Origin of the sequence: [Acidovorax] ebreus TPSY, from assembly GCF_000022305.1 — a bacterium.
Taxonomy (GTDB): Bacteria; Pseudomonadota; Gammaproteobacteria; order Burkholderiales; family Burkholderiaceae_C; genus Diaphorobacter; species Diaphorobacter nitroreducens.
In genome coordinates, this window is sequence record NC_011992.1 from 1,666,092 (window position 1) to 1,688,926 (window position 22,835).

At 68.7% G+C, this 22,835-nt stretch carries 15 protein-coding genes; 10 read left to right on the forward strand and 5 right to left on the reverse strand.

Translation table 11 applies throughout. The features are described 5' to 3' along the window. Positions 1–12: 12 nt before the first annotated feature. Together DTPSY_RS07930 and map are read right to left on the reverse strand one after the other, a co-directional pair. Entirely contained in the window at positions 13–2,667 is a 2,655-nt protein-coding gene (locus DTPSY_RS07930) for a [protein-PII] uridylyltransferase (RefSeq protein ID WP_015913142.1), read from the reverse strand. Positions 2,668–2,726: 59 nt separating this feature from the next. Next, complete coding sequence (map, locus tag DTPSY_RS07935; RefSeq protein WP_011805500.1) at positions 2,727–3,542, reverse strand: type I methionyl aminopeptidase; 816 nt, start codon at positions 3,540–3,542, stop codon at positions 2,727–2,729. A gap of 178 nt (positions 3,543–3,720) precedes the next feature. Between map and purL the strand changes: the two genes are divergently transcribed. Continuing rightward, positions 3,721–7,755, forward strand: coding sequence for a phosphoribosylformylglycinamidine synthase (gene purL, locus DTPSY_RS07940; protein WP_015913143.1), 4,035 nt, complete (start codon positions 3,721–3,723; stop codon positions 7,753–7,755). Between the two features lie 19 nt (positions 7,756–7,774). Here the strand turns inward: purL and DTPSY_RS07945 are convergent, their stop codons facing one another. Continuing rightward, positions 7,775–8,206 carry a hypothetical protein gene (locus DTPSY_RS07945; protein WP_015913144.1) on the reverse strand — a complete coding sequence of 144 codons (432 nt, stop codon included), beginning with the start codon at positions 8,204–8,206 and terminating at the stop codon, positions 7,775–7,777. A gap of 114 nt (positions 8,207–8,320) precedes the next feature. Between DTPSY_RS07945 and DTPSY_RS07950 the strand changes: the two genes are divergently transcribed. From DTPSY_RS07950 to egtB, 4 genes are all read left to right on the forward strand, one after another. Continuing rightward, positions 8,321–9,319, forward strand: a complete 999-nt coding sequence (locus DTPSY_RS07950) for a DUF808 domain-containing protein (protein ID WP_015913145.1) — start codon at positions 8,321–8,323, stop codon at positions 9,317–9,319. A gap of 153 nt (positions 9,320–9,472) precedes the next feature. Further along, the gene (locus DTPSY_RS07955) at positions 9,473–10,060 is read left to right on the forward strand and encodes an OmpW/AlkL family protein (RefSeq protein ID WP_011805496.1); all 588 of its coding nucleotides are present in this window, start codon (positions 9,473–9,475) and stop codon (positions 10,058–10,060) included. Between the two features lie 297 nt (positions 10,061–10,357). Further along, the gene (gene egtD / locus DTPSY_RS07960) at positions 10,358–11,359 is read left to right on the forward strand and encodes an L-histidine N(alpha)-methyltransferase (RefSeq protein ID WP_015913146.1); all 1,002 of its coding nucleotides are present in this window, start codon (positions 10,358–10,360) and stop codon (positions 11,357–11,359) included. Between the two features lie 19 nt (positions 11,360–11,378). Next, positions 11,379–12,740 (forward strand): ergothioneine biosynthesis protein EgtB, encoded by a 1,362-nt coding sequence (gene egtB / locus DTPSY_RS07965; RefSeq protein WP_015913147.1) that lies wholly within the window; start codon positions 11,379–11,381, stop codon positions 12,738–12,740. Positions 12,741–12,808: 68 nt separating this feature from the next. On the opposite strand, the gene DTPSY_RS07970 is transcribed toward egtB, so the two are convergent. Further along, entirely contained in the window at positions 12,809–14,089 is a 1,281-nt protein-coding gene (locus tag DTPSY_RS07970; protein WP_015913148.1) for an O-acetylhomoserine aminocarboxypropyltransferase/cysteine synthase family protein, read from the reverse strand. A 292-nt stretch (positions 14,090–14,381) separates the two neighbouring features. Continuing rightward, positions 14,382–16,385, reverse strand: coding sequence for a peptidase U32 family protein (locus DTPSY_RS07975; protein WP_015913149.1), 2,004 nt, complete (start codon positions 16,383–16,385; stop codon positions 14,382–14,384). A 205-nt stretch (positions 16,386–16,590) separates the two neighbouring features. Here DTPSY_RS07975 and gltS point away from each other — a divergent pair, with 205 nt between their 5' ends. From gltS to DTPSY_RS08000, 5 genes are all read left to right on the forward strand, one after another. Further along, positions 16,591–17,805, forward strand: a complete 1,215-nt coding sequence (gene gltS / locus DTPSY_RS07980; protein ID WP_011805491.1) for a sodium/glutamate symporter — start codon at positions 16,591–16,593, stop codon at positions 17,803–17,805. Positions 17,806–17,833: 28 nt separating this feature from the next. After that, positions 17,834–18,070, forward strand: coding sequence for a hypothetical protein (locus tag DTPSY_RS07985; RefSeq protein ID WP_015913150.1), 237 nt, complete (start codon positions 17,834–17,836; stop codon positions 18,068–18,070). Positions 18,071–18,123: 53 nt separating this feature from the next. Further along, positions 18,124–19,209, forward strand: a complete 1,086-nt coding sequence (gene tadA / locus DTPSY_RS07990) for a tRNA adenosine(34) deaminase TadA (protein WP_015913151.1) — start codon at positions 18,124–18,126, stop codon at positions 19,207–19,209. Next, a complete protein-coding gene (locus DTPSY_RS07995) occupies positions 19,202–20,188 on the forward strand; it encodes an LD-carboxypeptidase (RefSeq protein ID WP_015913152.1) in 987 nt (328 codons plus the stop codon). Before tadA ends, DTPSY_RS07995 begins: the two co-directional genes overlap by 8 nt. Positions 20,189–20,278: 90 nt before the next feature. After that, entirely contained in the window at positions 20,279–22,789 is a 2,511-nt protein-coding gene (locus DTPSY_RS08000; RefSeq protein ID WP_015913153.1) for a penicillin acylase family protein, read from the forward strand. Positions 22,790–22,835 lie beyond the last annotated feature (46 nt).

Here is a 22,835-nt window from a genome sequence, read left to right on the forward strand (position 1 = left end):
TCGAAATCATAGTCATTGATCGGCCAGCGCCTGCAGTAGCTCGGTCTCGATCTGGATCTGCCGCGCGTTGTTTTGCATCTCCGGGCCCTGCACCAGGAACACGTCTTCCACCCGCTCGCCCAGCGTGCTCACCTTGGCCAACTGCACGCTGAGGCCGTGGCGCGAGAGCACGCGCGCCACCAGGTACAGCAGGCCGGCACGGTCGCTGGCGGAAATGCTGATGAGCCAGCGCTGGGCCTTTTCGTCAGGGCGCAGCGTGACGCGCGGCGCGATGGGGAAGCTCTTGACGCGACGCGACACGCGCTTGCGCGTAGGCTCGGGCAGCGGCCGCGGGTCTTCGATGGCGCGCAGCAGGTCGTTCTCGACCATGTGAATGAGCTCGCGGTAGGCGCCTGGCTGGCTGGAGGCAACGACCTGGAAGGTGTCCAGCGCATGGCCGTTGTTGGCGGTGTGCACACGCGCATCCAGGATGGAAAAGCCCGCACGGTCGAAGTAGCCGCAGATGCGCATGAACAGGTCGCTTTGGTCCGGCGCATACACCAGCACCTGCAGGCCTTCGCCCGCCAGCGACTGGCGTGCGCGCACCACCGGCTTGCCGGCACCCACGTGGCGCGAGAGGTGGCGGGTGTGCCAGGCGATGTCCGCCGCCTCGTGGCGCATGAAATAGCTCACGTCCAGCGTATCCCACAGCTTCTTGTGCGCCTCGTGGGGCTGGGAGGCCAATGCCAGCAGCACCAGCGCTTCGCGTTTGCGCGCCTCGATCTCGGCGGCGGCGTCGGGTGCGCGCCCGCCCAGGGTACGCAGCGTCGCGTGGTACAGGTCTTCCAGCAGCTTGCCCTTCCAGGCGTTCCACACCTTGGGGCTGGTGCCGCGGATGTCGGCCACGGTGAGCAGGTACAGGGCGGTGAGGTAGCGCTCGTTGCCCACGCGGCGCGCAAAGGCGGCGATCACGTCGGGGTCGGACAGATCCTGCTTTTGCGCCACCTGGCTCATGGTGAGGTGTTCGGCCACGAGGAATTCAATGAGCCGCGCGTCCTCGCGCGTGATGCCGTGCGCCGCGTGCTGGCGGCAAAAGCGCCGCACTTCCTGCGCGCCGATCTGTGAATGGTCGCCGCCGCGCCCCTTGCCGATGTCGTGGAACAGCGCAGCGATGTAGAGAATCCACGGTTTGTCCCAGCCAGCGGCGAGCTGCGAGCACGACGGGTATTCATGCGCGTGCTCGGCCATGAAAAAGCGCCGCACGTTGCGCAGCACCATCAGGATGTGCTGGTCCACGGTGTAGACATGGAACAGGTCGTGCTGCATCTGCCCCACGATGCGCCGGAAGGGCCACAGGTAGCGGCCCAGCACGGAGGTCTGGTTCATGAGCCGCATGGCATGCGTGATGCCTGCGGGCTGCTGCAGGATCTGCATGAACAGCGCGCGGTTCGCGGGGTCGCGCCGGAATTCACTGTCCATTACGCCACGCGCGTTGTAGAGCGCCCGCAGCGTGCGTGCCGACAGATCCTTGAGCCCTACGGTGGTCTCGTAGAGCAGGAAGGTTTCCAGGACGGCGTGGGGTTCTCTTTCGTACAGGTCGTCGCTGGCCACTTCGATCATGCCGGCCTTCTCGAAGAAGCGCGGGTTGATCGGACGCAGTTCATGCGTGGAGGGGTTCAGTCGCTCCTCGATGCCCAGCAGCAGGATCTGGCACAGCTGCGACACGGCCTTGGCGGCCCAGTAGTAGCGGCGCATCAGCGTCTCGCTGGCACGCATCGCCAGGCGCTGGCCGTCCGGTGCGGTGGAGCGGTAGCCGAAGGTCTCGGCCACTGCGGTCTGCAGATCGAACACCAGGCGGTCTTCGCGCCGGCCGGCCAGCGCATGCAGGCGCGCGCGGATCAGGAACAGCAGCGCCTCGTTGCGCTCGATCTGCTGCACCTCGAACGGTGTGGCCAGGCCACTGGCCGCCAACTCGCGCCAATTGCGCCCCAGGCCCGCGGCGCGCGCCACCCACTGGATGAGCTGCAGGTCGCGCAGGCCGCCAGGCGACTCCTTGCAGTTGGGCTCCAGCGCGTAGGGGGTGTTTTCGTATTTCGTATGGCGCTGGCGCATCTCCAGCGTCTTGGCGACCAGAAAGGCGCGCGGGTCCATCTGCGCGTCGTAGCGCTGGCGGAACGTATCGAACAACGCGGCGTTGCCGCACAGCAGGCGCGCTTCCAGCAGCGATGTCTGCACCGTCACATCGGCGGCGGCCTCGCTCAGGCATTCGGCCACGCTGCGCACGCTGGATCCAACCTCCAGCCCCGCGTCCCAGCAGCTGCCGATGAAGGTCTCGATCGGTGTGCAGGGCGCCGCACCTGCATGGCCCGCGGCCACGCTCATGCCGTCCGGCAGCAGCAACAGCACGTCCACGTCGGAATAAGGGAACAGCTGTGCGCGTCCGTAGCCCCCCACGGCGACCAGCGCCATGCCTTCAGGCAACTGCGCGCGGTCCCACAGCCGGCACAGCAGGCCGTCGGTCAGCGAGGAGAGGCGATGCAGCAGGCTGCGCACGCCGCGCGTGGACGCTCCGGGCGCGCGCAGGGTCGCCAGCAGGGCGGCCTTGTCCTGGCGGTAGGCGTCGCGCAGCGCATGCAGCTGCGCGAGATCCGGTGCGGTGGCGGGGGGGCAGGGGGGGATGGAAGGCATGGAGGACGTTTAGCAAGAACCGTGCATGCCTTGCGGCGCTCTGGGCGCGGCGGCCTGGCTCAGGTCGTGGTGGCGGTGACGAAGGCCGGCAGCGCGGGGGAGCCGGCGGAGAGGGTCAGCACGTCGTAGCCGGTCTCGGTCACGAGCACGGTGTGTTCCCACTGCGCCGACAGGCTGTGGTCTTTGGTGATGATGGTCCAGCCGTCCTTGCCCAGCTCCTTGATGTCGCGCTTGCCCAGGTTGAGCATGGGCTCGATGGTGAACGTCATGCCGGGCACCAGCTCCTCGCCCGTGCCGGGGCGGCCATAGTGCAGCACCTGCGGGTCCTCATGGAATTTCTGGCCGATGCCGTGGCCGCAAAACTCGCGCACCACCGACAGGCCGTGGCCCTCGGCGAACTTCTGAATGGCGTGGCCGATGTCGCCCAGGCGCGCGCCCGGCTTGACTTGCTGGATGCCCAGCCACATGGATTCGAACGTGAGCTGCGACAGCCGCTTGGCGGCAATGGAGCATTCGCCGATAAGGTACATGCGGCTGTTGTCGCCATACCAACCGTCCTTGGTGATCACGGTGACGTCCACATTGACGATGTCGCCCTTCTTGAGCGGCTTGTCGTTGGGAATGCCGTGGCAGACCACATGGTTGACCGAGGTGCACAGGTGGCCGGGGTAGGGCGGGTAGCCCGGAGGCTGGTAGCCGATGGTGGCGGACACGGTGCCCTGGGCGGCCATGCATTCCGCGCCCAGGCGGTCGATCTCTGCGGTGGTGATGCCGGGCTTGATGTGTGGGGCAATGTAGTCCAGCACTTCGGACGCCAGGCGGCAGGCCTCGCGCATGCCGGCGATGCCCTGCGCGTCTTTGATGGTGATGCTCATGGCGCAAATTATCCCATCGGCCTTTGCCCCCTGTGGGCGCGGGGCGGGCAAGGGCGGGTGCGGCGGGCTAAAATAGCGGGCTCCCACCAACACGCGCTGCCGGCGCGGCGGCCCCATTCAGCGGCTGCCTCAACCAGCGGGCGAAACGCCTCTTTCTGCCACCACACAGGCCGCTACCGTGACCTTGCACATCACCCCGCTGGAGGGCGGCAATGCCCTCAGCACCTTCCGCGCCCAGCAACTGCAACCCGCCCTGGCGGCCATTCATCCCAAGATCGACGGCATTGCGGCGCGCTTCGTGCACCTGGTAGCTGGCGACGCCGCACCCGATGCCGCCGCGCGCGAGCGCCTGGCCGCGCTGCTGACCTACGGCGACCCATACGCCGGCCCGCGGGACGGCATGGTGCTGTATGTCACTCCGCGCCTGGGCACGGTGTCGCCCTGGGCGTCCAAGGCCACGGACATCGCCCACAACTGCGGCCTGGCGGTGCGCCGCATCGAGCGCATCACCGAATACCGCATCAGCCTCAAGGGCGGCCTGCTGGGTGGCAAGCCCGAGTTGAGCACCGAGCAGCTGCAGCAGGTTGCGGCGCTCTTGCACGACCGCATGACGGAATCGGTGGTCACCACGCTGGACGAGGCACAGCGCCTGTTCACCGAGCTGCAGGCCGAGCCCATGGCCTTCGTGGATGTGCTGCAGGGCGGGCGTGCGGCGCTGGAGGCTGCGAATAAGGCCTGGGGCCTGGCCCTGGCCGACGACGAGATCGACTACCTGGTCAACGCCTTCACAGGCCTGGCGCGCAACCCCACCGACGTGGAGTTGATGATGTTCGCCCAGGCCAACAGCGAGCACTGCCGCCACAAGATCTTCAACGCCCAGTTCACCATCGACGGCGTGGCGCAGGACAAGAGCCTGTTCGGCATGATCCGCAACACCGAAGCCGTGTCGCCCCAGCATACCGTGGTGGCCTATGCCGACAACGCCTCCATCATGGAAGGCAGCGAGGTCGAGCAATTCATCGCCAAATTCGAGTCTTTCGCCCAACAGGTAAGCGCTCCAAGCTATCAAAAGCGTAGTGCAACCCACCATGTACTGATGAAGGTGGAGACGCACAACCACCCCACGGCCATCTCGCCATTCCCCGGCGCTTCCACCGGCGCGGGCGGCGAGATCCGCGATGAGGGCGCTACCGGCCGCGGCTCCAAGCCCAAGGCGGGTCTCACGGGCTTCACCGTGTCCAAGCTCTGGGGCAGCGAGGTGGGCAAGCCCGAGCACATCGCCAGCCCCCTGCAGATCATGACCGAGGGGCCGCTGGGCGGCGCCGCGTTCAACAACGAGTTCGGCCGGCCCAACCTGACGGGCTACTTCCGCGAATACGAGCAGGTGGTCGGAACGGGCGAGGGCGCCATCATCCGCGGCTACCACAAGCCCATCATGATCGCGGGCGGCCTGGGCACGATCGACGCGCGGCTCACCCAAAAAATCCTGTTCCCCGCCGGCACGCTGCTGATCCAGCTGGGCGGCCCCGGCATGCGCATCGGCATGGGCGGCGGCGCCGCCAGTTCCATGGCCACGGGCACCAACGCGGCGGAGCTGGACTTCGACTCCGTGCAGCGCGGCAACCCCGAGATCGAGCGCCGCGCACAGGAGGTCATCAACCACTGCTGGGCGCAGGGTGACCAGAACCCGATCCTGGCGATCCACGACGTGGGCGCGGGCGGCCTGTCGAACGCCTTCCCCGAGCTGACGAATGACGCGGGCCGCGGCGCGCGCTTCGACCTGCGCGCCGTGCCGCTGGAGGAGTCGGGCCTGGCGCCCAAGGAAATCTGGTCCAACGAGAGCCAGGAGCGCTATGTGCTGGCCATCGCGCCCGAGTCGCTGGCGCAGTTCACGGCCTTCTGCGAGCGCGAGCGCTGCCCGTTTGCCGTGATCGGCACGGCCACCGAGGAGCGCCAACTGGTGCTGGAAGACACGGTCGTCGCATCCGGCGAGCAGAAGTACCCCGTGGACATGCCCATGGACGTGCTGCTGGGCAAGCCGCCCAAGATGCACCGCGATGTGACCAGCGTGCAGCGCAGCTTCGCGCCGCTGAACGTGGACGGCCTGCCGCTGGAGAAGGCTGTGATCGAGGTGCTGGCCCACCCCACGGTGGCGTCCAAGCGCTTTCTCATCACCATCGGCGACCGCGCCGTGGGCGGCCTGACCCACCGCGACCAGATGGTGGGCCCCTGGCAGGTGCCCGTGGCCGACGCGGCCGTGACGCTGGCCGACTTCCGTGGCTTTGCCGGCGAGGCCATGGCCATGGGCGAACGCACGCCGCTGGCGGCGCTCAATGCGCCCGCGTCGGGCCGCATGGCGGTGGCGGAAAGCATCACCAACCTGTTGGCGGCACCCATCGAACTGCCGCGCGTAAAGCTGTCGGCCAACTGGATGGCGGCCTGCGGCGAGCCCGGAGAAGACGCCGCGCTGTACGAGACCGTGAAGGCCGTGGGCATGGAGCTGTGCCCGCAGCTGGGCATCTCCATCCCCGTGGGCAAGGACAGCCTGTCCATGCGCACCCAGTGGAGCGAGGACGGCGAGACCAAGAAGGTCACCTCGCCCGTCAGCCTCATCATCACCGCGTTCGCCACGCTGGCCGACGTGCGCGGCACGCTCACGCCGCAGCTCGACGCCAAGGAAGAGGACACGACCCTCGTGCTGATCGACCTGGGCCGCGGCAAGATGCGCATGGGCGGCTCCATCCTCGGGCAGGTGCTGAACCAGACCGGCGACGAGACGCCCGACCTGGACGACGCCAAGGATCTGATCGCCCTGGTGGATGCCGTGAACGCGCTGCGCGCTAAAGGTGCGATCCTGGCCTACCACGACCGGGGCGACGGCGGCCTGCTGGCTACCGTGGCCGAGATGGCCTTTGCCGGTCAGGTGGGCGTGGCGCTGAACGTGGACATGCTCATCACCGAGGGCGACGGCATCACCGACAGCCGCATGGACAGCGGCGAGGGCAAGAACTGGGGCGCCCAGATCAGCGGCCGGCGCGAGGAGCGCACGCTGCGCGCGTTGTTCAACGAGGAACTGGGCGTGGTGCTGCAGGTGAGGACCAGCGAGCGCAACGAGGTCATGCAGACGCTGCGCGCGCACGGCCTGTCCACTTGCAGCCACTTCGTGGGCAAGACGCGCCCGCTGTCCTCGCCCATCGATGCAGGCAAGGGCGAGTTGCAGGTGTGGCGCGATGCCAAGGCCGTGTTCAGCGCCAGCCTGCCGGACCTGCACCAGGTGTGGGACGCGGTGAGCTGGAAAATCTGCCAGCAGCGCGACAACCCCGCCTGCGCTGACAGCGAGCACGCCGCGGCCGGCGATCCCGCAGACCCCGGCATGCACGTGCAGCTCACGTTCGACCCATTGGACAACGTGGCCGCGCCGTACATCGCCACTGGCGCGCGCCCGCGTGTGGCGGTGCTGCGCGAGCAGGGCGTGAACTCGCATGTGGAAATGGCCTACACCTTCACCGAGGCGGGCTTCGAGGCGTTCGACGTGCACATGACCGACCTGCAGACCGGCCGTGCCGACCTTGCGCAGTTTGCTGGCGTGGTGGCCTGCGGCGGCTTCAGCTACGGCGACACGCTGGGCGCGGGCATCGGCTGGGCGCGCTCCATCACGTTCAACGAGCGCCTGTCGGCCCAGTTCCAGCAGTTCTTCGCGCGTGGCGACACCTTTGCCCTGGGCGTGTGCAACGGCTGCCAGATGTTTGCCGAACTGGCCGACATCATCCCTGGCGCGCAGGACTGGCCGCGCTTCACCACCAACCAGAGCCACCGCTTCGAGGCGCGCCTGTCGATGGTCGAAGTGCTGGAATCGCCCAGCATCTTCCTTCAGGGCATGGCCGGCAGCCGCCTGCCGATCGCTGTGGCGCACGGCGAGGGCTATGCCAACTTCCAGTACCGTGGCAATGCCGACAAGGTGGTGCGTGCCATGCGCTTCGTGGACAACCATGGCCAGCCGACCGAGCGCTACCCGTTCAACCCCAATGGCAGCGCCGGCGGGCTCACGGCCGTGACCACGGCGGATGGCCGCTTCACGGCCATGATGCCGCACCCCGAGCGTGTGTTCCGCAACATCCAGATGAGCTGGACCGATCTGGCCGCCACGGGGGGCAAGGACGCGTTCAGCCCCTGGATGCGCGTGTGGCGCAACGCACGCAAGTGGGTGGGGTGATCGGCGCCGCGGCGCGCGGCTAGCAGCCGCCGCGCACCTGGCACTCGGGCACGATGCGCCCGTGCGAGTCGCGCCACTGCAGGGTCGGGCCGCCGGAAGACGGCTCCACCGGCGCGGGTGGCTGCGGCGGCCGGTACGGATCGTGCAGCACGGTGGATGAGCCCACGCCGGCTCCGACGTGTGCGCCGCCCATGGGAACCGAGGCGCCCACGCCCACGCCGCCAGTCACCTGGCCGCTTGGGTGCACTCCCACTCCGACGCCCACCGGCCCCACGCCGGTGCCCACCCCGGCCGATACGCCGCCCGAGCCCACGCCGACGCCCACGCTGAACGGCCCCACCGGCACGCCCACGCCCAGGCGCGCCGACGGGCCGGCGCAGGCGGACAGCACCAGCGCGGCCAGCGCGGCGGCGGTGCGCACGGGGCGCGAGGACGCAGTGCGAGAGGGCATGCCGCCATGGTACGCCTGCCCGCCTATTACAAAAACAATAGCTGTCAGCGCTTGTCCCACATGCGTTAGGGGTGTTTTCATTCAGAATGGCGGCTTCTTGAAAGGAACTCACCCATGGCCGGCGCCAGCCTTCTGACCCTGCTTGACGACATCGCCACCATCCTGGACGACGTGGCCCTCATGACCAAGGTGGCCGCCAAGAAAAGCGCCGCCATGGCCGACGACGTGTCCGTCATGACCAAAGTGGCGGCGCAAAAGACCGCAGGGGTGCTGGGCGACGACCTGGCGCTCAATGCCCAGCAGGTCACTGGCGTGCGGGCAGAGCGCGAGATCCCCGTCGTGTGGGGCGTCGCCCGCGGGTCCCTGGTGAACAAGGCCATCCTCGTGCCGGCGGCGCTGCTCATCAGCGCGTTCGCGCCGTGGGCCGTGACGCCGCTGCTCATGGTGGGCGGGGCCTTCCTGTGCTTCGAAGGCTGCGAAAAGCTCGCGCACAAGCTTTTACACACGCCCGAGGAAGATGCCGTGCAACACGCGATCCATGCGCAGGCCAACGCCAATCCCAATGTGGACCTGGCGCGGGTGGAGAAGGACAAGATCAAGGCGGCCGTGCGTACCGACTTCATCCTCTCTGCTGAAATCATCGCCATCACCCTGGGCGCCGTCGCGGGCGCGCCTTTTGCGCAGCAAGTGGCGGTACTGGCGGGCATTGCCGTCCTGATGACGGTGGGGGTCTATGGCCTCGTGGCGGGCATCGTGAAGCTGGACGACCTGGGCCTGTGGCTCTGCCGCCAGGCCAGCAACGCGGCACAGGCCCTGGGCCGCGGCATCGTCGCGGCCGCACCCTGGCTCATGAAGACGCTGTCGGTGGTCGGCACCGCAGCCATGTTCCTCGTCGGCGGGGGCATCCTGGTGCATGGCGTGCCGGCGCTGCACCATGCCGTCGAGGGCGTGGGCGCGGCGGTGCAGGGTTGGCCGCTGGGCGGACTGTGGTCGGTGCTGGTGACCAACCTGCTCAATGCCGTGGTGGGCTTGGTGGCGGGCGCCGTGGTGCTGGCGGGGTGGACGCTGGTGGGACGGCTGCGCGGCAAGGCGGCTGCCAATGGCACGCATTGAGTGAGGCCATATGCCGCCGTTTGTGACGGAATAGACACATACGAATAGACACACAGATTCTGGGTTTGATCTGCAGCAATATTGACCATATTACTCGTGGGCTTAATGCGCGTACGGGGGTCGTCCCCGGTCAACCCAACGTATCGAGTCAACATGAAAAAGAATCTTCTGGCCCTGGCCGTTCTGTGTGCGATGACCTCCGGCGCTGCCTTCGCGCAGCAGGTTGCGGAAGGTTCCTGGCTGGTGCGTGCACGCGCGGTGCATCTGGACAGCGCCAACAACGGTGCCGCCGGCGACGCGGGCGTGAGCATCAACGACAAGTGGATTCCTGAAGTCGACGTCTCGTACTTCTTCACGCCCAACCTCGCTGCCGAACTGGTCCTGACCTACCCGCAAAAGCACGACGTGCGCCTGAACGGCGACAAGATCGGCTCGCTCAAGCACCTGCCGCCCTCGCTGCTGCTGCAGTACCACTTCACGAACTTCGGCGCGTTCAAGCCGTACGTCGGCGCTGGTGTCAACTACACGCGCTTTTCCAGCGTGAAGCTGCCCGCGGGCCTGGACGTGAAGCGCAACAGCTGGGGCGGTGCCCTGCAAGTGGGCTTCGACTATGCGCTGGACAAGAACTGGTCCCTGAACGTGGACGTGAAGAAGGTGTACATCGACACCGACGTGCGCGGCGTGGGCACTTTCAAGGTCGACCCGGTGCTGTTCGGCGTGGGCGTGGGCTACCGCTTCTAAGCACGCAAGTTCCGTTCTTCATGGTGGGGTGGGCCGGCGCATGCGCCGGCCCTTTTTTTTATCCTCGGCGGACGGTAAATCGATGCTCTCATTGAAGGAGCTATTTGCGCTTGATGGGCAAGCGCTTCCGCCTGATTTGATCCTTTATTGGCTGGGCGGCGAAAAAGCCAACCACAGCGGGCAATCCTGCACAAGAGGTGCACTGTGGATTGTCCTGCAGATCGCGCGTACGTCCTACCTGAAGAGGTGTCGTTGGACTGCAGGGGCGCGTTGGCAGGTGGCCTACGCTGCAGCGCTATGTCTGCAGTTTCTCCCCTTGCTCGGCTTGACGGCGTCCTTCACCACCTCGGCCTGGCACCGCCGCAGCCGCCCGCGGGTGTGGCCTCGGCCGCCGAACGCGGCGAGATCCTGGCCGGCCTGTTGCAGCCGCAGGCGGCGCTCTCACCCAAGTATTTCTACGACCAGCGGGGCTCGGAACTCTTCGAGGCCATCACCCGCCTGCCCGAGTACTACCCCACGCGTACCGAGCGTGCCTTGCTGCGGCGCCACGGGCACGCCATTGCCCAGGCCGTAGGCCCGGCGCGTGTGGTGATCGAGCCCGGGGCGGGCAATTGCGACAAGGCGCGCGAGCTCTGCGCGCTGGTGCGGGCCACGCACTTCGTGGGCGTGGACATCTCCGCCGACTACCTGCGGGATGCCATCGCGCGCCTGCGCGTGGCACTGCCGGGCCTGCATGCCCGCGCCGTGGGCGCGGACATCACCCGGGGTGTGCACCTGCCGCCGGACGTTCCCGGTGCGCGCCGCCTCGTCTTCTACCCCGGCTCGTCCATCGGCAACTTCGACCCGCCCCAGGCACTGGCCCTGCTGCGGCACATGCGCGAACTGGCGCTGGACGATGGCGGCCTGCTGATCGGCTTCGACCTGCCCAAGGACGTGGCCGTGCTGGAGGCCGCGTACGACGACGCCGCCGGCGTGACCGCAGCCTTCAACCGCAACGCGCTGGCCCACGTGAACCGCCTGGTCGGCAGCGACTTCGTGCCCGCGCAGTGGCGCCACCGCGCCTTCTTCAACCCCCATGCCTCGCGCATCGAGATGCACCTGGAGGCCGCGGGGCCGCAGCGCGTGCGCTGGCCGGGCGGCGGGCGCGACTTTGCGGCGGGCGAGCGCATCCATACCGAGAACAGCTACAAGTACCCGCTGCCGGATTTCACCGCGTTGCTGCACGACGCGGGTTTCACGCGCACGCAGGCCTGGACGGACGATCGCGGCTGGTTCGCCATGGTGCATGCCCAGGCGTGATGCCGCCAGGGGATACCACATGCGCTTGCCACCCTCGACTCTCACGCTGCCGTCGTCGCCGCAGCAGTCGCAGCCCTCGATGGCGCGGCGCTACGCCGCGGTGCGCGCGGCCACCGAGGCGCTGGCGCGCCCCCTCTCGGCCGAGGACTGCTGCGCGCAGTCGATGCCCGACGCCAGCCCCGTCAAATGGCACCTGGCGCACACGAGCTGGTTCTTCGAGACCTTCGTCCTGGAGGCGCACGAGAGCGGCTTCCGAGCATTCGATCCGGCGTTCCGCGTGCTGTTCAACTCGTACTACCACGGCGTGGGGCGGCAGCACCCGCGCCCGCAGCGTGGGTTGATCACGCGGCCCGACCTGGCCACCGTGCGGGCCTACCGCGCCGGCGTGGATGCGCGCATGCAGCAGCTCCTGTCGCAGCCAGAAGTTCCGGGTGACGTGCTGGCGCTGGTGGAACTAGGCCTGCAGCATGAGCAGCAGCACCAGGAGCTGATCCTCACCGACGTCAAGCACCTGCTCTGGTGCAACCCGCTGTGGCCGGCCTACCAGGGCACAGCCGCGGCCGTGGTGGCGGAAGCCATTGCGGCACAAGACACCGCGTGGCGGCGCCTGGAAGGCGGCCTGGCGCAGATCGGCCACGATGGCGAGGGCTTCGCCTTCGACAACGAGACGCCGCGCCACACCGTCTTCCTGCAACCCTTCGAGATCGCCACTCGACCGGTGACCAACGCGCAGTACCTGGCTTTCGTGCAGGCCGGCGGCTACCGCGAGCCGGCCCACTGGTTGGCCGAGGGCTGGGACTGGCGGCGTGCGCAAGGGCTGGAGCACCCCATCTACTGGCGCGGTGATGGGGAGTGCGGCCAAGGCGGCGGGCCGGGCGGCTGGAGCGAATTCACGCTGACGGGCGAGCGCCCGCTGCATCCTGCGCAACCGGTGGTGCACCTGTCCTACTACGAGGCCGATGCCTTTGCCCGCTGGGCCGGCGCGCGCCTGCCCACGGAAGCCGAGTGGGAGGTGGCCGCGGCGGCCTGTGCCGGGCCCGCGGGCTGCGTGGACCATCCCGCTGATGCCGATGTCTTGGACGACGGCGGCCGGCTGCATCCCCGCCCAGCGGCGCCGGCGGTCGGCGCCGATCCCTTCCAGCCGATGGGCGGCGAGGTCTGGGAATGGACGCAGTCGAGCTACGCCCCGTACCCCGGCTTCGCGCCCGCGCCCGGTGCCGTGGGCGAGTACAACGGCAAGTTCATGGTGAACCAGTACGTCCTGCGCGGCGGCTCCTGCGCCACGCCGCCCGGCCATGTGCGTGCTAGCTACCGCAACTTCTTTCCCGCCACGGCGCGCTGGCAGTTCACGGGCCTGCGGCTGGCACGCGATGCCCGCTGAGCAGTGGGTATGCTCCTGAATCAGGAGCTACTAGCGCTTGCCAGGAAAGCGCTAGAGCCGAAAATCGCTTAAACCGCGTCCAGCGCCTGGTGCAGGTCGGCCAGCAGGTCGTCGATGTGCTCGATGCCGATGGACAGGCGCACCATGCCCTCGGTCACGCCCGCCTGGGCCAGTTCTTCGGGATTGAGCTGGCGGTGCGTGGTGGACGCCGGGTGCGTGGCCAGCGACTTGGCGTCGCCGATGTTCACCAGGCGCGTGAACAGCTGCAGCGCGTCCAGGAAGCGCGCACCGGCGGCGCGCGGGTCGCCGCTGGCCTTCAGGCTGAACGACAGGATGCCCGAGGCGCGGCCCTTCATCTGGCGCTGCACCAGGGCATGGTCCGGGTGGTTCGGCAGACCGGCGTAGCGCACCCACTCCACCTTGGGGTGGCCCTGCAGCGCCTCGGCGATCTTCTGCGTGTTCTCGCAAATGCGGTCCATGCGCAGCGCCAGCGTCTCGATGCCCTGCAGGATCAGGAAGGCGTTGTGCGGCGAGATGGCAGCGCCCGTGTTGCGCAGCGGCACCACGCGTACGCGGCCAATATAGGCGGCCGGGCCCAGGGCCTCGGTGTAGACCACGCCGTGGTAGCTCACGTCGGGCTCGTTCAGGCGCTTGAAGCGTGCCTTGTGCTCGGCCCAGGGGAACTTGCCGCTGTCCACGATGGCGCCACCCATGCTGTTGCCGTGGCCGGCCAGGTATTTGGTCAGGGCGTGCACCACGATGTCGGCGCCGTGCTCGATGGGGCGCAGCAGGTAGGGGCTGGGCACGGTGTTGTCCACGATCAGCGGCACGCCATGCGCATGGGCCACGTCGGCGAGGGCGCGGATGTCGGTCACGTTGCCCAGCGGGTTGCCGATGGATTCGACAAAGATGGCCTTGGTGCGCGCGTCGATCAGCTGGCCGAAGCTGGCGGGATCGCGTGCGTCGGCAAAACGCACCTCGATGCCCTGCTGGGGAAAGGTGTGGGCAAACAGGTTGTAGGTGCCGCCATAGAGCGTGCTGGCGCTGACGATGTTGTCGCCCGCCTCGGCGATGGCCTGGATGGCGTAGGTGATGGCCGCCATGCCCGAGGCCACGGCCACGGCGGCAATGCCGCCCTCCAGCGCCGCGACGCGCTTTTCCAGCACGTCGGTGGTGGGGTTCATGATGCGCGTGTAGATGTTGCCGGGCACCTTCAGGTCGAACAAGTCCGCGCCGTGCTGGGCGCTGTCGAAGGCGTAGGCCACCGTCTGGTAGATGGGCACGGCCACGGACTTGGTGGTGGGGTCGGGCGAATAGCCGGCGTGGACGGCCAATGTCTCGATGCGCATGTGCTTCCTTTACGGGTGAAGGGGAGGGCGGGGCCCGGCGTCCTGGGGCGCTTCCTAGTGCGAGCCCCTGGGCGCCCTGGGGCGGAGATAGCCGCGCGATTATGGCGGCCCACCCTCCACAGGCCAACGATGCATTGGCAATGTCGATATGCGCCCGCGCGGCGCCGGGCGGGCGTTGCGTTATCCCCGCAGCCTGTGGGCTGTGCTGTGGAAAACCCCGTGGGCAACTGCGCGAAGCCGCGCCAGTCATGGCCTGGCACGCGATGCCCATGTTTTGGGCAGCAGGCCAGGCTCAGGCGGAGGTGGGCGCCGGTCGCGTGCGGTAGAACTGCAGGGGCTGGGCCTGCATGTCCTTGAGATGCTGGTTCATCACCGACTTTTTCATCTTGCCCACCACGTGCATCTCGCAGGGCTTGCAGTCAAAGCGCAGGGTGAGTTTTTCCTTGCCGTTGATGAGCTGCAGCGGCTCGGCCTTGATGGTGCCCTTTACGCCGATCACACCCTTGGCCTGCTTGGGGCACAGGCTCATGGAGAAGCGCACGCAGTGCTTGGTGATCATCAGGCTGACTTCACCTTCTTCCTCTTTCGATTCGTACGCGGCGTCGATCACCTTCACGCCATGCTTCACGTAGAAGTCGTGCGCCTTGTGGTTGAACACATTGGCTAGATACGTCAGCGTGTCTTCGGGGAAGGGCACGGGCGGCTGCACCGGCACGGCGCGCGGCAGGCGCACGAAGCCGGCGGTGCGCGCGTCCTCCAGCGCGACCACGGCGTCACGGCGCAACTGGTTCAGTGCCGATGCGGGTACGAACCACGGCTGCGAGAGCTGCAGCGCCATGGCGTGCACGGCAAAGCGGGTGGCGCCAAAGCGTCCGAGCTGATCGCGCAGCGTGGCCTCGGCCTTGACCGCATCGGTGGCTGGCTGGTGGGGCTGGATGACCGACGCACTGCCCACGAAGCCGTCTTCGTCGGTGAGCGTGAGCGCAAAGCCGTCGGCGGTCTCGGCCAGATGGGCCCACAGGCCGATGCGGCGGTCGCTGGATTTCTTCTCCAGCGTGCGCACCCAGTCCATGTCGCGGTTGCGGTTGATCTCCAGGCCCTTGCGCAGGTCCTTGAACTCGGTGATCTCGTTCTTGGGGAACACGCGCCAGATGCCCTTCTTGGGCGCCACGCATTCGGCGCGGTTGATGTGCACGCCCACCAGTTCCTTTTGCAGGTCGTAGTAGCACAGGCCGTCGCCGTTGTGCAGTGCGGTGGTTTTATCGCTCACCTCCAGCTCGAACCAGTTGTCGCCGATCTGCGTCACCCAGCCGATGGCGCGGCCCGGCGTCTTCGGGGTGTCGAAGGCGCCGATGTCCTCCTTGCGGCCGTTGACGAAGTAGTCGGTGAACTCGCGGTTGAAGTTCTGGTCGGGATCGGGCTCGAACGTGAAGGTGGTGCGGCCGCTGGACGAGCGCGCCAGCGGCTCGCCCGTGAACTCGCGCTCCTCGATGATTTCGTCCAGCAGCTTGCGGTAGTGGGCGGTGATGTTCTTCACGTAACCCATGTCCTTGTAGCGGCCCTCGATCTTGAAGCTGCGCACGCCGGCGTCGATCAGCGCGCGCAGGTTGTCGCTTTGGTTGTTGTCCTTCATCGACAGCACGTGCTTCTCGTGCGCGATGATGCGGCCGGCGCCGTCCAGCACCTCGTAGGGCAGGCGGCAGGCCTGGTTGCAGTCGCCCCGGTTGGCGCTGCGCCCGGTGTGGGCATGGCTGATGAAACACTGCCCCGAATAGGCCACGCACAGCGCGCCGTGCACGAAGAATTCAATAGTGGTACGGCTGGGGTCGGTGGCTTCGCGAATGGCCTGGATCTGCTGCAGATCCAGCTCGCGCGCAATCACGATCTGCGACAGGCCTGCGTCCTGCAGAAAGCGCGCCTTCTCGGGCGTGCGGATATCGGTCTGCGTGCTGGCGTGCAGCTGGATGGGCGGCAGGTCCAGCTCCAGCAGGCCCATGTCCTGGATGATGAGCGCGTCGGCGCCGGCCTCGTACACCTGCCAGGCCATCTGGCGTGCACCCTCCAGCTCGTCGTCGCGCAGAATGGTGTTCAGCGTGATGAAGATGCGGCTGTTGAAACGGTGCGCATGCTGGATGAGTCGCTCCAGGTCGCGGATGTCGTTGCCCGCCGTGGCCCGCGCGCCAAAGGCGGGGCCGCCGATGTAGACGGCGTCGGCGCCGTGGTTCACGGCCTCGATGCCGATGTCGGCGTCGCGCGCGGGGGAGAGCAGTTCGAGCTGGTGGGGCAGGAGGGACATAGGGCGTGAATTATCCCGGTCTGCGCCCGGCCGTGCCGGGGCGGGGGTACCCGGCGGCAGGTGCGCGTCTGGCAAAATTGCGGGTTTTCCCGGATGGTTCATGGACAGGGCGCTTAGCGCGCGTGTGGTTTGTGCGCCTGCCGCTTCCACCGCCAGCGGCACGGCTGGGTTGCGTCCGCCGGCGTGGTTCTTCCTTTGAGATCACATGGATATACAGTTCAGCACCTACTACACCCTGATCTTCGCGGCCATCGTGCTGCTGGTGGGCAAGTTCCTCGTGCAGCGCATCCGCTGGCTGCGCGAATTCAACATTCCGGAACCCGTGGCGGGCGGCCTGGTGGCGGCGCTCATCTCCTGGGGGCTGAACGCCGCGTTCGATGTGCGTGCGTCGTTCGACACCGGCCTGCAGACCGCCTTCATGCTGGTGTTCTTCTCCTCCATCGGGCTGAGCGCCAACTTCCTCAAGCTGCGCGAGGGCGGCATGGGGCTGATCGTCTTCCTGCTGGTCGTGGTGGTGTTCATCGGCGTGCAGAACAGCGTGGGCGTGGCGCTGGCCACCGCGCTGGGGCTGGACCCGCTGATCGGCCTGATCGCGGGCTCCATCACTTTGGTGGGCGGGCACGGCACGGCCGGGGCCTGGGGCTCGGTGCTGGAAAACGACCACGGCATCCCTGGCGCCATCACCTTGGGCATTGCCTGTGCCACCTTCGGCCTGGTCATCGGCGGGCTGATCGGCGGGCCGCTGGCCAAATGGCTGATCCAGCGCCACGGGCTGAAGCACCCGCAGGGCACGGGCGATGCCGGCGCGCTGGAGGCGGGCACGCCCAACTTCGAGTTCCCGCACAAGACGCGCCTGATCACCGCGGACGCGGCCATCGAGACCATGGCCCTGTTTGCCGGCTGCCTGGCCTTTGCCGAGTTCATGAGCCAGTTGACGAAGGGCACGGCGCTGCAACTGCCCACCTTCGTGTGGGCGCTGGGCGGGGGCGTGCTGATCCGCAACGTGCTGGACTACGTCTTCAACTTCGAGGTGTTCGACCGCGCCATCGACGTGTTCGGCAACACCGGGCTGTCCGTCTACCTGGCGATCGCGCTGCTGTCGCTCAAGCTGTGGGAGCTGGCCGGGCTGGCGGGTCCGCTGGTCATCATCCTGGGCGTGCAGACGCTGGTCATGGCGGCCTACGCGGGCTTCGTCACCTTCCGCCTGATGGGAAGCAACTACGATGCGGCCGTGCTCTGTGCGGGGCATTGCGGCTTCGGCATGGGCGCCACGCCCACGGCGGTGGCCAACATGCAGGCCATTACCAACCAGTACGGCGCGTCGCACAAGGCTTTCCTGATCGTGCCCATGGTGGGCGCGTTCTTCATCGACCTGGTCAATGCCGTGGCCATCCAGGTCTTCATCAACGTGTTTGGCTAAGCGCCCACCACGGCGCGGAGGGCAGGCGGTGCGTACAGGATTCGGACTGATCGGGCTGCTGCTGGCCCTGGCCCTCGTGGCCGTGCTGGTCAAGAAGCAGATGGGCGCCACGCGCGTCGCCGTGCCGCCCGCCGTGCAGGGGCTGCCGGCGCCGGCGGAGGGCGCCGCCTCCACGGTGCGCGCGCAAAGCCAGCAGGTGCAGCAGCAGGTGAAGCAACAGATGGACGCACTGATGCAGCAGCCACGCACCCTGCCCGAAGATTGATGGCCAAAATGGCCTCCAGCGCTTACCCATAAAGCGCGAGCAGCTATTGAAAGATGAGCGAATCCGACGACGCCCACTGGATGCGCGAGGCCATCGCCCAGGCGCACGCCGCGCAGCAGGCGGGCGAGGTGCCCGTGGGCGCCGTGCTGGTGCGCGATGGGCAGGTGATCGCCACCGGGCGCAATGCCCCCATCGCCGGGCACGACCCCACGGCGCATGCCGAGATGGCCGCGCTGCGCGCCGGCGCGGCGCAGCTCTCCAACTACCGGCTCGACGGCTGCACGCTCTACGTCACGCTGGAGCCGTGCGCCATGTGCAGCGGCGCCATGCTGCACGCGCGCCTGCCGCGCGTGGTCTACGGCGCGGCGGATGCCAAAACCGGCGCGGCGGGCTCGGTGGTCAACCTGTTCGCCGAGCCGCGTCTCAACCACCAGACCGCGGTGCAAGGTGGCGTGCTGGCCGATGAATGCGGTGCACTGCTCAGCGACTTCTTCCGCGACCGCCGCCGCGCCCAGCGGGCGCAGCAACTGGCCGCCCACCCGCTGCGCCAAGACGCGCTGCGCACGCCCGATGCCGCGTTCGCCCATCTGGACGGCCCCGCGCCGCATTACGTGAGCGATCTGCCCGCGCTGGCCGGCCTGCGCCTGCACTACCTGGACGAAGGCCCACGCGACGCCGCCCGCACCTGGCTGCTGCTGCATGCCAGTCCTGGCTGGAGCCATGGCTGGCAGCCCATGCTGGTGGCCTTCGTGCAGGCCGGCCACCGCGTGGTGGCGCCGGACCTGATCGGCTTCGGCCGCAGCGACAAACCCAAGAAAGAAGCCGCCCACCGCCTCGACTGGCATCGACAGGTGCTGGCCGAGCTGGTGCAGCGCCTGGCCCTGCGCGGCGTGGTGCAGGTGGCGCAGCCCGGTGCGCCGCTGCTGCCCGATGCGGCGTCGGCGCCCCTGGTGCGCGTGCTGCATGTGCGGGGGGGCGCGCCCTGCGACGCCGCGCCGTTCCCCGATGCCGGCCATCGCGCCGGGCCGCGCGCCTTCGCCCGTTTTGCCGATGCCGATGCCGCGCCGCTCCTCACCGTGCCGGACGCCAGCGCCGCCTCGGCGCTGCGCGCTATGGAATACTTCACCCGCTATGCCTAACCACCCCCACGACTGCGGCCACGATCACTGCGATCACGCTCACGGCCCCCGGCACATCTACATCTACTCCCCTTCCGGCGCGGTGCGCGACAAGGCCGCGTTCAAGCGCGGCATTGCCCGCCTGCAGGCCATGGGCCACGAGGTGGAGGTGGACCCGGACGCGCTCGCGTCCCACACGCGCTTTGCCGGCGACGATGCCACGCGCCTGGCCGCCATCCACCGCGCGGCCGCCAGCGGCGCCGACGTGGCGCTGATCAGCCGCGGCGGCTACGGTCTCACGCGCATCCTGCCGGGCATCCAGTACAAGGCCGTGGCCAAGGCGGTGGAGCGCGGAACCCAGTTCGTGGGCGTGAGCGACTTCACGGCCTTCCAGTCCGCGCTGCTGGCCAAGACCGGCGCCACCACCTGGGCCGGCCCGGCGCTGGTGGGAGACCTGGGCGTGCCGGGCGAGCCCGACGACATCATGCTGGCCTGCCTGGACGATCTGCTCACCGGCCACGGCGAGGGCAGCGGCTGGCGCATGAACGCCGAGAAACCCCGCGCCGACGGCCAGCCCGCCGTGCGCGACATCTACGTGAAGAAGGCCACCCTGTGGGGCGGCAACCTGGCCGTGCTGTGTTCGCTGGTGGGCACGCCGTACTTCCCGCAGGTCAAGGGCGGCGTGTTGTTCTTGGAGGACGTGGGCGAGCACCCTTACCGCGTCGAACGCCTGCTCACCCAGCTGCTGCACGCTGGCGTGCTGGCCCAGCAAAAGGCCGTGGTGCTGGGCCAGTTCAATGAATACAAGCTCACGCCGCACGACAAGGGCTTCAAGCTGCAGAGCGTGGTGGACTGGCTGCGCACGCAGATCAAGGCGCCCGTGCTCACCAACCTGCCGTTCGGCCATGTGCCCACCAAGGTGCTGCTGCCCGTGGGCGCCGAGGTGTCGCTGTCGGTCGAAGGGCGCGACGCGCTCATCTACTGGGGCCATGCCCACTGAGATGCTATTGATTTAAGAGCTGCCGGCGCTTTGAGGGTGGGCGCGATAGCAGGTTTTGGCTTAAAACGCCGCGACGGCGGGGGAGGCGGCATGGGCAGATTGCAACGCATCGGCGCAGGCGCCGTGGTGGCGCTGGTGGCAGCGCTGCTGCTGGCCGGCAGCGTGGCCGCGGTATATGCGCTGCGCAGCTTCCCGCAACTGGACGGGGCGCTGCGCGCCGCCGGGCTGCAGCACGCCGTGGCGGTGCGCCGCGACGAAGCCGACGTAACGCACATCGAGGCGCAGACGCCCTGGGACGCGTGGTTCGCCATGGGCTACGTGCATGCGCAGGAGCGCACCTGGCAACTGGAGTTCAACCGCCGGCTGATGCACGGCGAGCTGTCCGAGATCCTCGGCCCCGCCACGCTGGACACCGACAAGCTCATGCGCACGCTGGACATCATGGGCGCGGCGCGCCGCCAGTACGCCGCGCTGCCCGCGTTCGCGCGCGAGGCGCTGCAGGCCTACAGCCGGGGCATCCAGTCCTTCCACGCGGCGCGGACCCAGGCGCTGCCGCCGGAGTTTTTGCTGCTGGGTGCGCGGCCCGGCGGTGCGCAGGGTGTGGCCTGGGCGCCTGAGGACAGTGTGGCCTGGGCGCTGATGATGGCGCTGGACCTGGGCGGCAACTGGGGCAACGAGTTCGCGCGCCTGTCGCTGGCGGCCACGCTGCCCACCGAGCGGCTGTGGCAGCTCATGCCGCCCTATCTTGGCGAGGCACCCGCGACGGCGGTGGACCTGCAGGCGCTGTACCGGTCGCTGGGCGTGTACCGCACGCCGCAGGCGGCTGCACCGGCACCGCAGGCCGATGCCGAGTCCGCAGGCGAAGGCGCGGCGCAGGCGCTGCAGGCCTGGTCGCAGGACTTCGTGGCGGGACTGGGCACGCCCGGCGGGCGCGGCAGCAACAACTGGGTGCTGGACGGCACGCGCACGGCCAGCGGCCGGCCGCTGCTGGCCAACGACCCGCACTTGGGCCTGGGCGCGCCGGCGCTGTGGTACTTCGCGCACCTGAAGGCGCCGCAGGGCAGGGCGTCCGACGGCACGCCCGTCGCGGCCATCGACGTGATCGGCGCCACTTTGCCGGGCCTGCCCTTCGTGGTGCTGGGCCGCACGGCCGAGGTGGCCTGGGGCTTCACCAACACCGCGCCCGATGTGCAGGACCTGTACATCGAGGCCATCCACCCCGACGACCCCACGCGCTACCGCACGCCCGAGGGTTGGCAGGGCTTCGAGCAGCGCGAGCACGTGATCCGCGTGAAGGGCCGCCCTGATGTGCGCCACACCGTGCGCAGCACGCGCCATGGGCCGGTGATCAGCGATGCGCAGCCCGCGCTGCACGGCAGCGTGCTGGACCTGCGCCGGCATGTGATCGCGCTGCGCTGGAGCGCACTGGATGCCGACAATTACACCGTGCTGGCGGGCCTGCTGAGCAACCAGGCGCGCTCGGTGGAGGAGCTCTTCGCAGGCATGGCGCACTACCACTCGCCCATGCAGAGCGTGGTGGCGGCGGACGTGCATGGCGCGATCCGCTTCCAGGCCTTTGGGCGCGTGCCCCTGCGTGCGGCCGGCAACGACCTGCGCGGCGTGGCCCCGGCGCCGGGCTGGGAGGCGCGCTACGACTGGCAGGGCTGGCTGCCCCTGGCGCAGACGCCGCAGGACGACGGCGGCGCGCGCGGCTGGATCGCCACGGCCAACCAGCGCATCACGGCGCCGGGCTATCCGCACTTCCTGACGCAGGACTGGGCCTTGCCCTACCGCTACCAACGCATAGAGCAGCAGCTGGAGGCACGGCGCCTGCACGACCTGCCGTCCCTGCGCGCGCTGCAGGGCGACACGGTGTCCCCCGCCGCGCTGCGCCTGTTGCCCCATTTGCTGGCGGCTCCGGTTTCGCAGCCGCTGGCGCGGCAGGCCCAGGCGCTGCTGCGCGGCTTTGACGGCGACATGCGCGCCGACCGCGCGGCGCCGCTCATCCTGTCGGTGTGGGCCGACGAGCTCACGCGCGCACTGGTCGTGCCCCGCGTGGGTGAGGAGCGCTTTGCCGCCACCTACGGCCGGCGGGACTTCCGTTCGGGCCTGGAAGGCATGCTGGAGCGCGGCGACACCTGGTGGTGCCCGCCCCACGGCTGCGCCGCACATGCCGGCGCGGCGCTGGAGCGTACCGTGCAGCGCCTGGCCGCGCGCTATGGCAACCAGCCCGAGCGCTGGACGTGGGGCGCGGCGCATCCGGCGCTTTCCGTGCACAAGCCGCTGGGCAGCGTGCCCGTGCTGTCGCGCTGGTTCAACGTGGGCGTGCCCTCGGGGGGCGATGCGTACAGCGTCAACGTGGGCCAGTACAACGCTGCGCAGCCCGTGGAGCCCTTCGCCAGCCGGCACGCGCCCTCGCTGCGCGCGCTGTACGACCTGCAGGACCCGGAGCGTTCGCTGTTCATTTACCAGACGGGTCAGAGCGGGCTGGTGTTCTCGCCGCGCTACGCCGACATGGCCCAGGCCTGGGCCGGCGGCGGCTACCGCGCCTTGCAGCGCCAGCCGCGCCGCTACGTGCACCAGCTGCAGCTGCGCCCCTAGACACCGGGCGGGCGCACGCCGCGGTGCCGCTTGTCACGCCTGTCAC

Excerpts from the sequence above, each read along its gene's own strand:
- DTPSY_RS07930 (WP_015913142.1), bottom strand. The coding sequence starts at position 2,667 with ATGCCTTCCATCCCCCCCTGCCCCCCCGCCACCGCACCGGATCTCGCG.
- map (WP_011805500.1), bottom strand. The coding sequence starts at position 3,542 with ATGAGCATCACCATCAAAGACGCGCAGGGCATCGCCGGCATGCGCGAG.
- DTPSY_RS07945 (WP_015913144.1), bottom strand. The coding sequence starts at position 8,206 with ATGCCCTCTCGCACTGCGTCCTCGCGCCCCGTGCGCACCGCCGCCGCG.
- DTPSY_RS07950 (WP_015913145.1), top strand. The coding sequence starts at position 8,321 with ATGGCCGGCGCCAGCCTTCTGACCCTGCTTGACGACATCGCCACCATC.
- DTPSY_RS07955 (WP_011805496.1), top strand. The coding sequence starts at position 9,473 with ATGAAAAAGAATCTTCTGGCCCTGGCCGTTCTGTGTGCGATGACCTCC.
- egtD (WP_015913146.1), top strand. The coding sequence starts at position 10,358 with ATGTCTGCAGTTTCTCCCCTTGCTCGGCTTGACGGCGTCCTTCACCAC.
- egtB (WP_015913147.1), top strand. The coding sequence starts at position 11,379 with ATGCGCTTGCCACCCTCGACTCTCACGCTGCCGTCGTCGCCGCAGCAG.
- DTPSY_RS07970 (WP_015913148.1), bottom strand. The coding sequence starts at position 14,089 with ATGCGCATCGAGACATTGGCCGTCCACGCCGGCTATTCGCCCGACCCC.
- DTPSY_RS07975 (WP_015913149.1), bottom strand. The coding sequence starts at position 16,385 with ATGTCCCTCCTGCCCCACCAGCTCGAACTGCTCTCCCCCGCGCGCGAC.
- gltS (WP_011805491.1), top strand. The coding sequence starts at position 16,591 with ATGGATATACAGTTCAGCACCTACTACACCCTGATCTTCGCGGCCATC.
- tadA (WP_015913151.1), top strand. The coding sequence starts at position 18,124 with ATGAGCGAATCCGACGACGCCCACTGGATGCGCGAGGCCATCGCCCAG.
- DTPSY_RS07995 (WP_015913152.1), top strand. The coding sequence starts at position 19,202 with ATGCCTAACCACCCCCACGACTGCGGCCACGATCACTGCGATCACGCT.
- DTPSY_RS08000 (WP_015913153.1), top strand. The coding sequence starts at position 20,279 with ATGGGCAGATTGCAACGCATCGGCGCAGGCGCCGTGGTGGCGCTGGTG.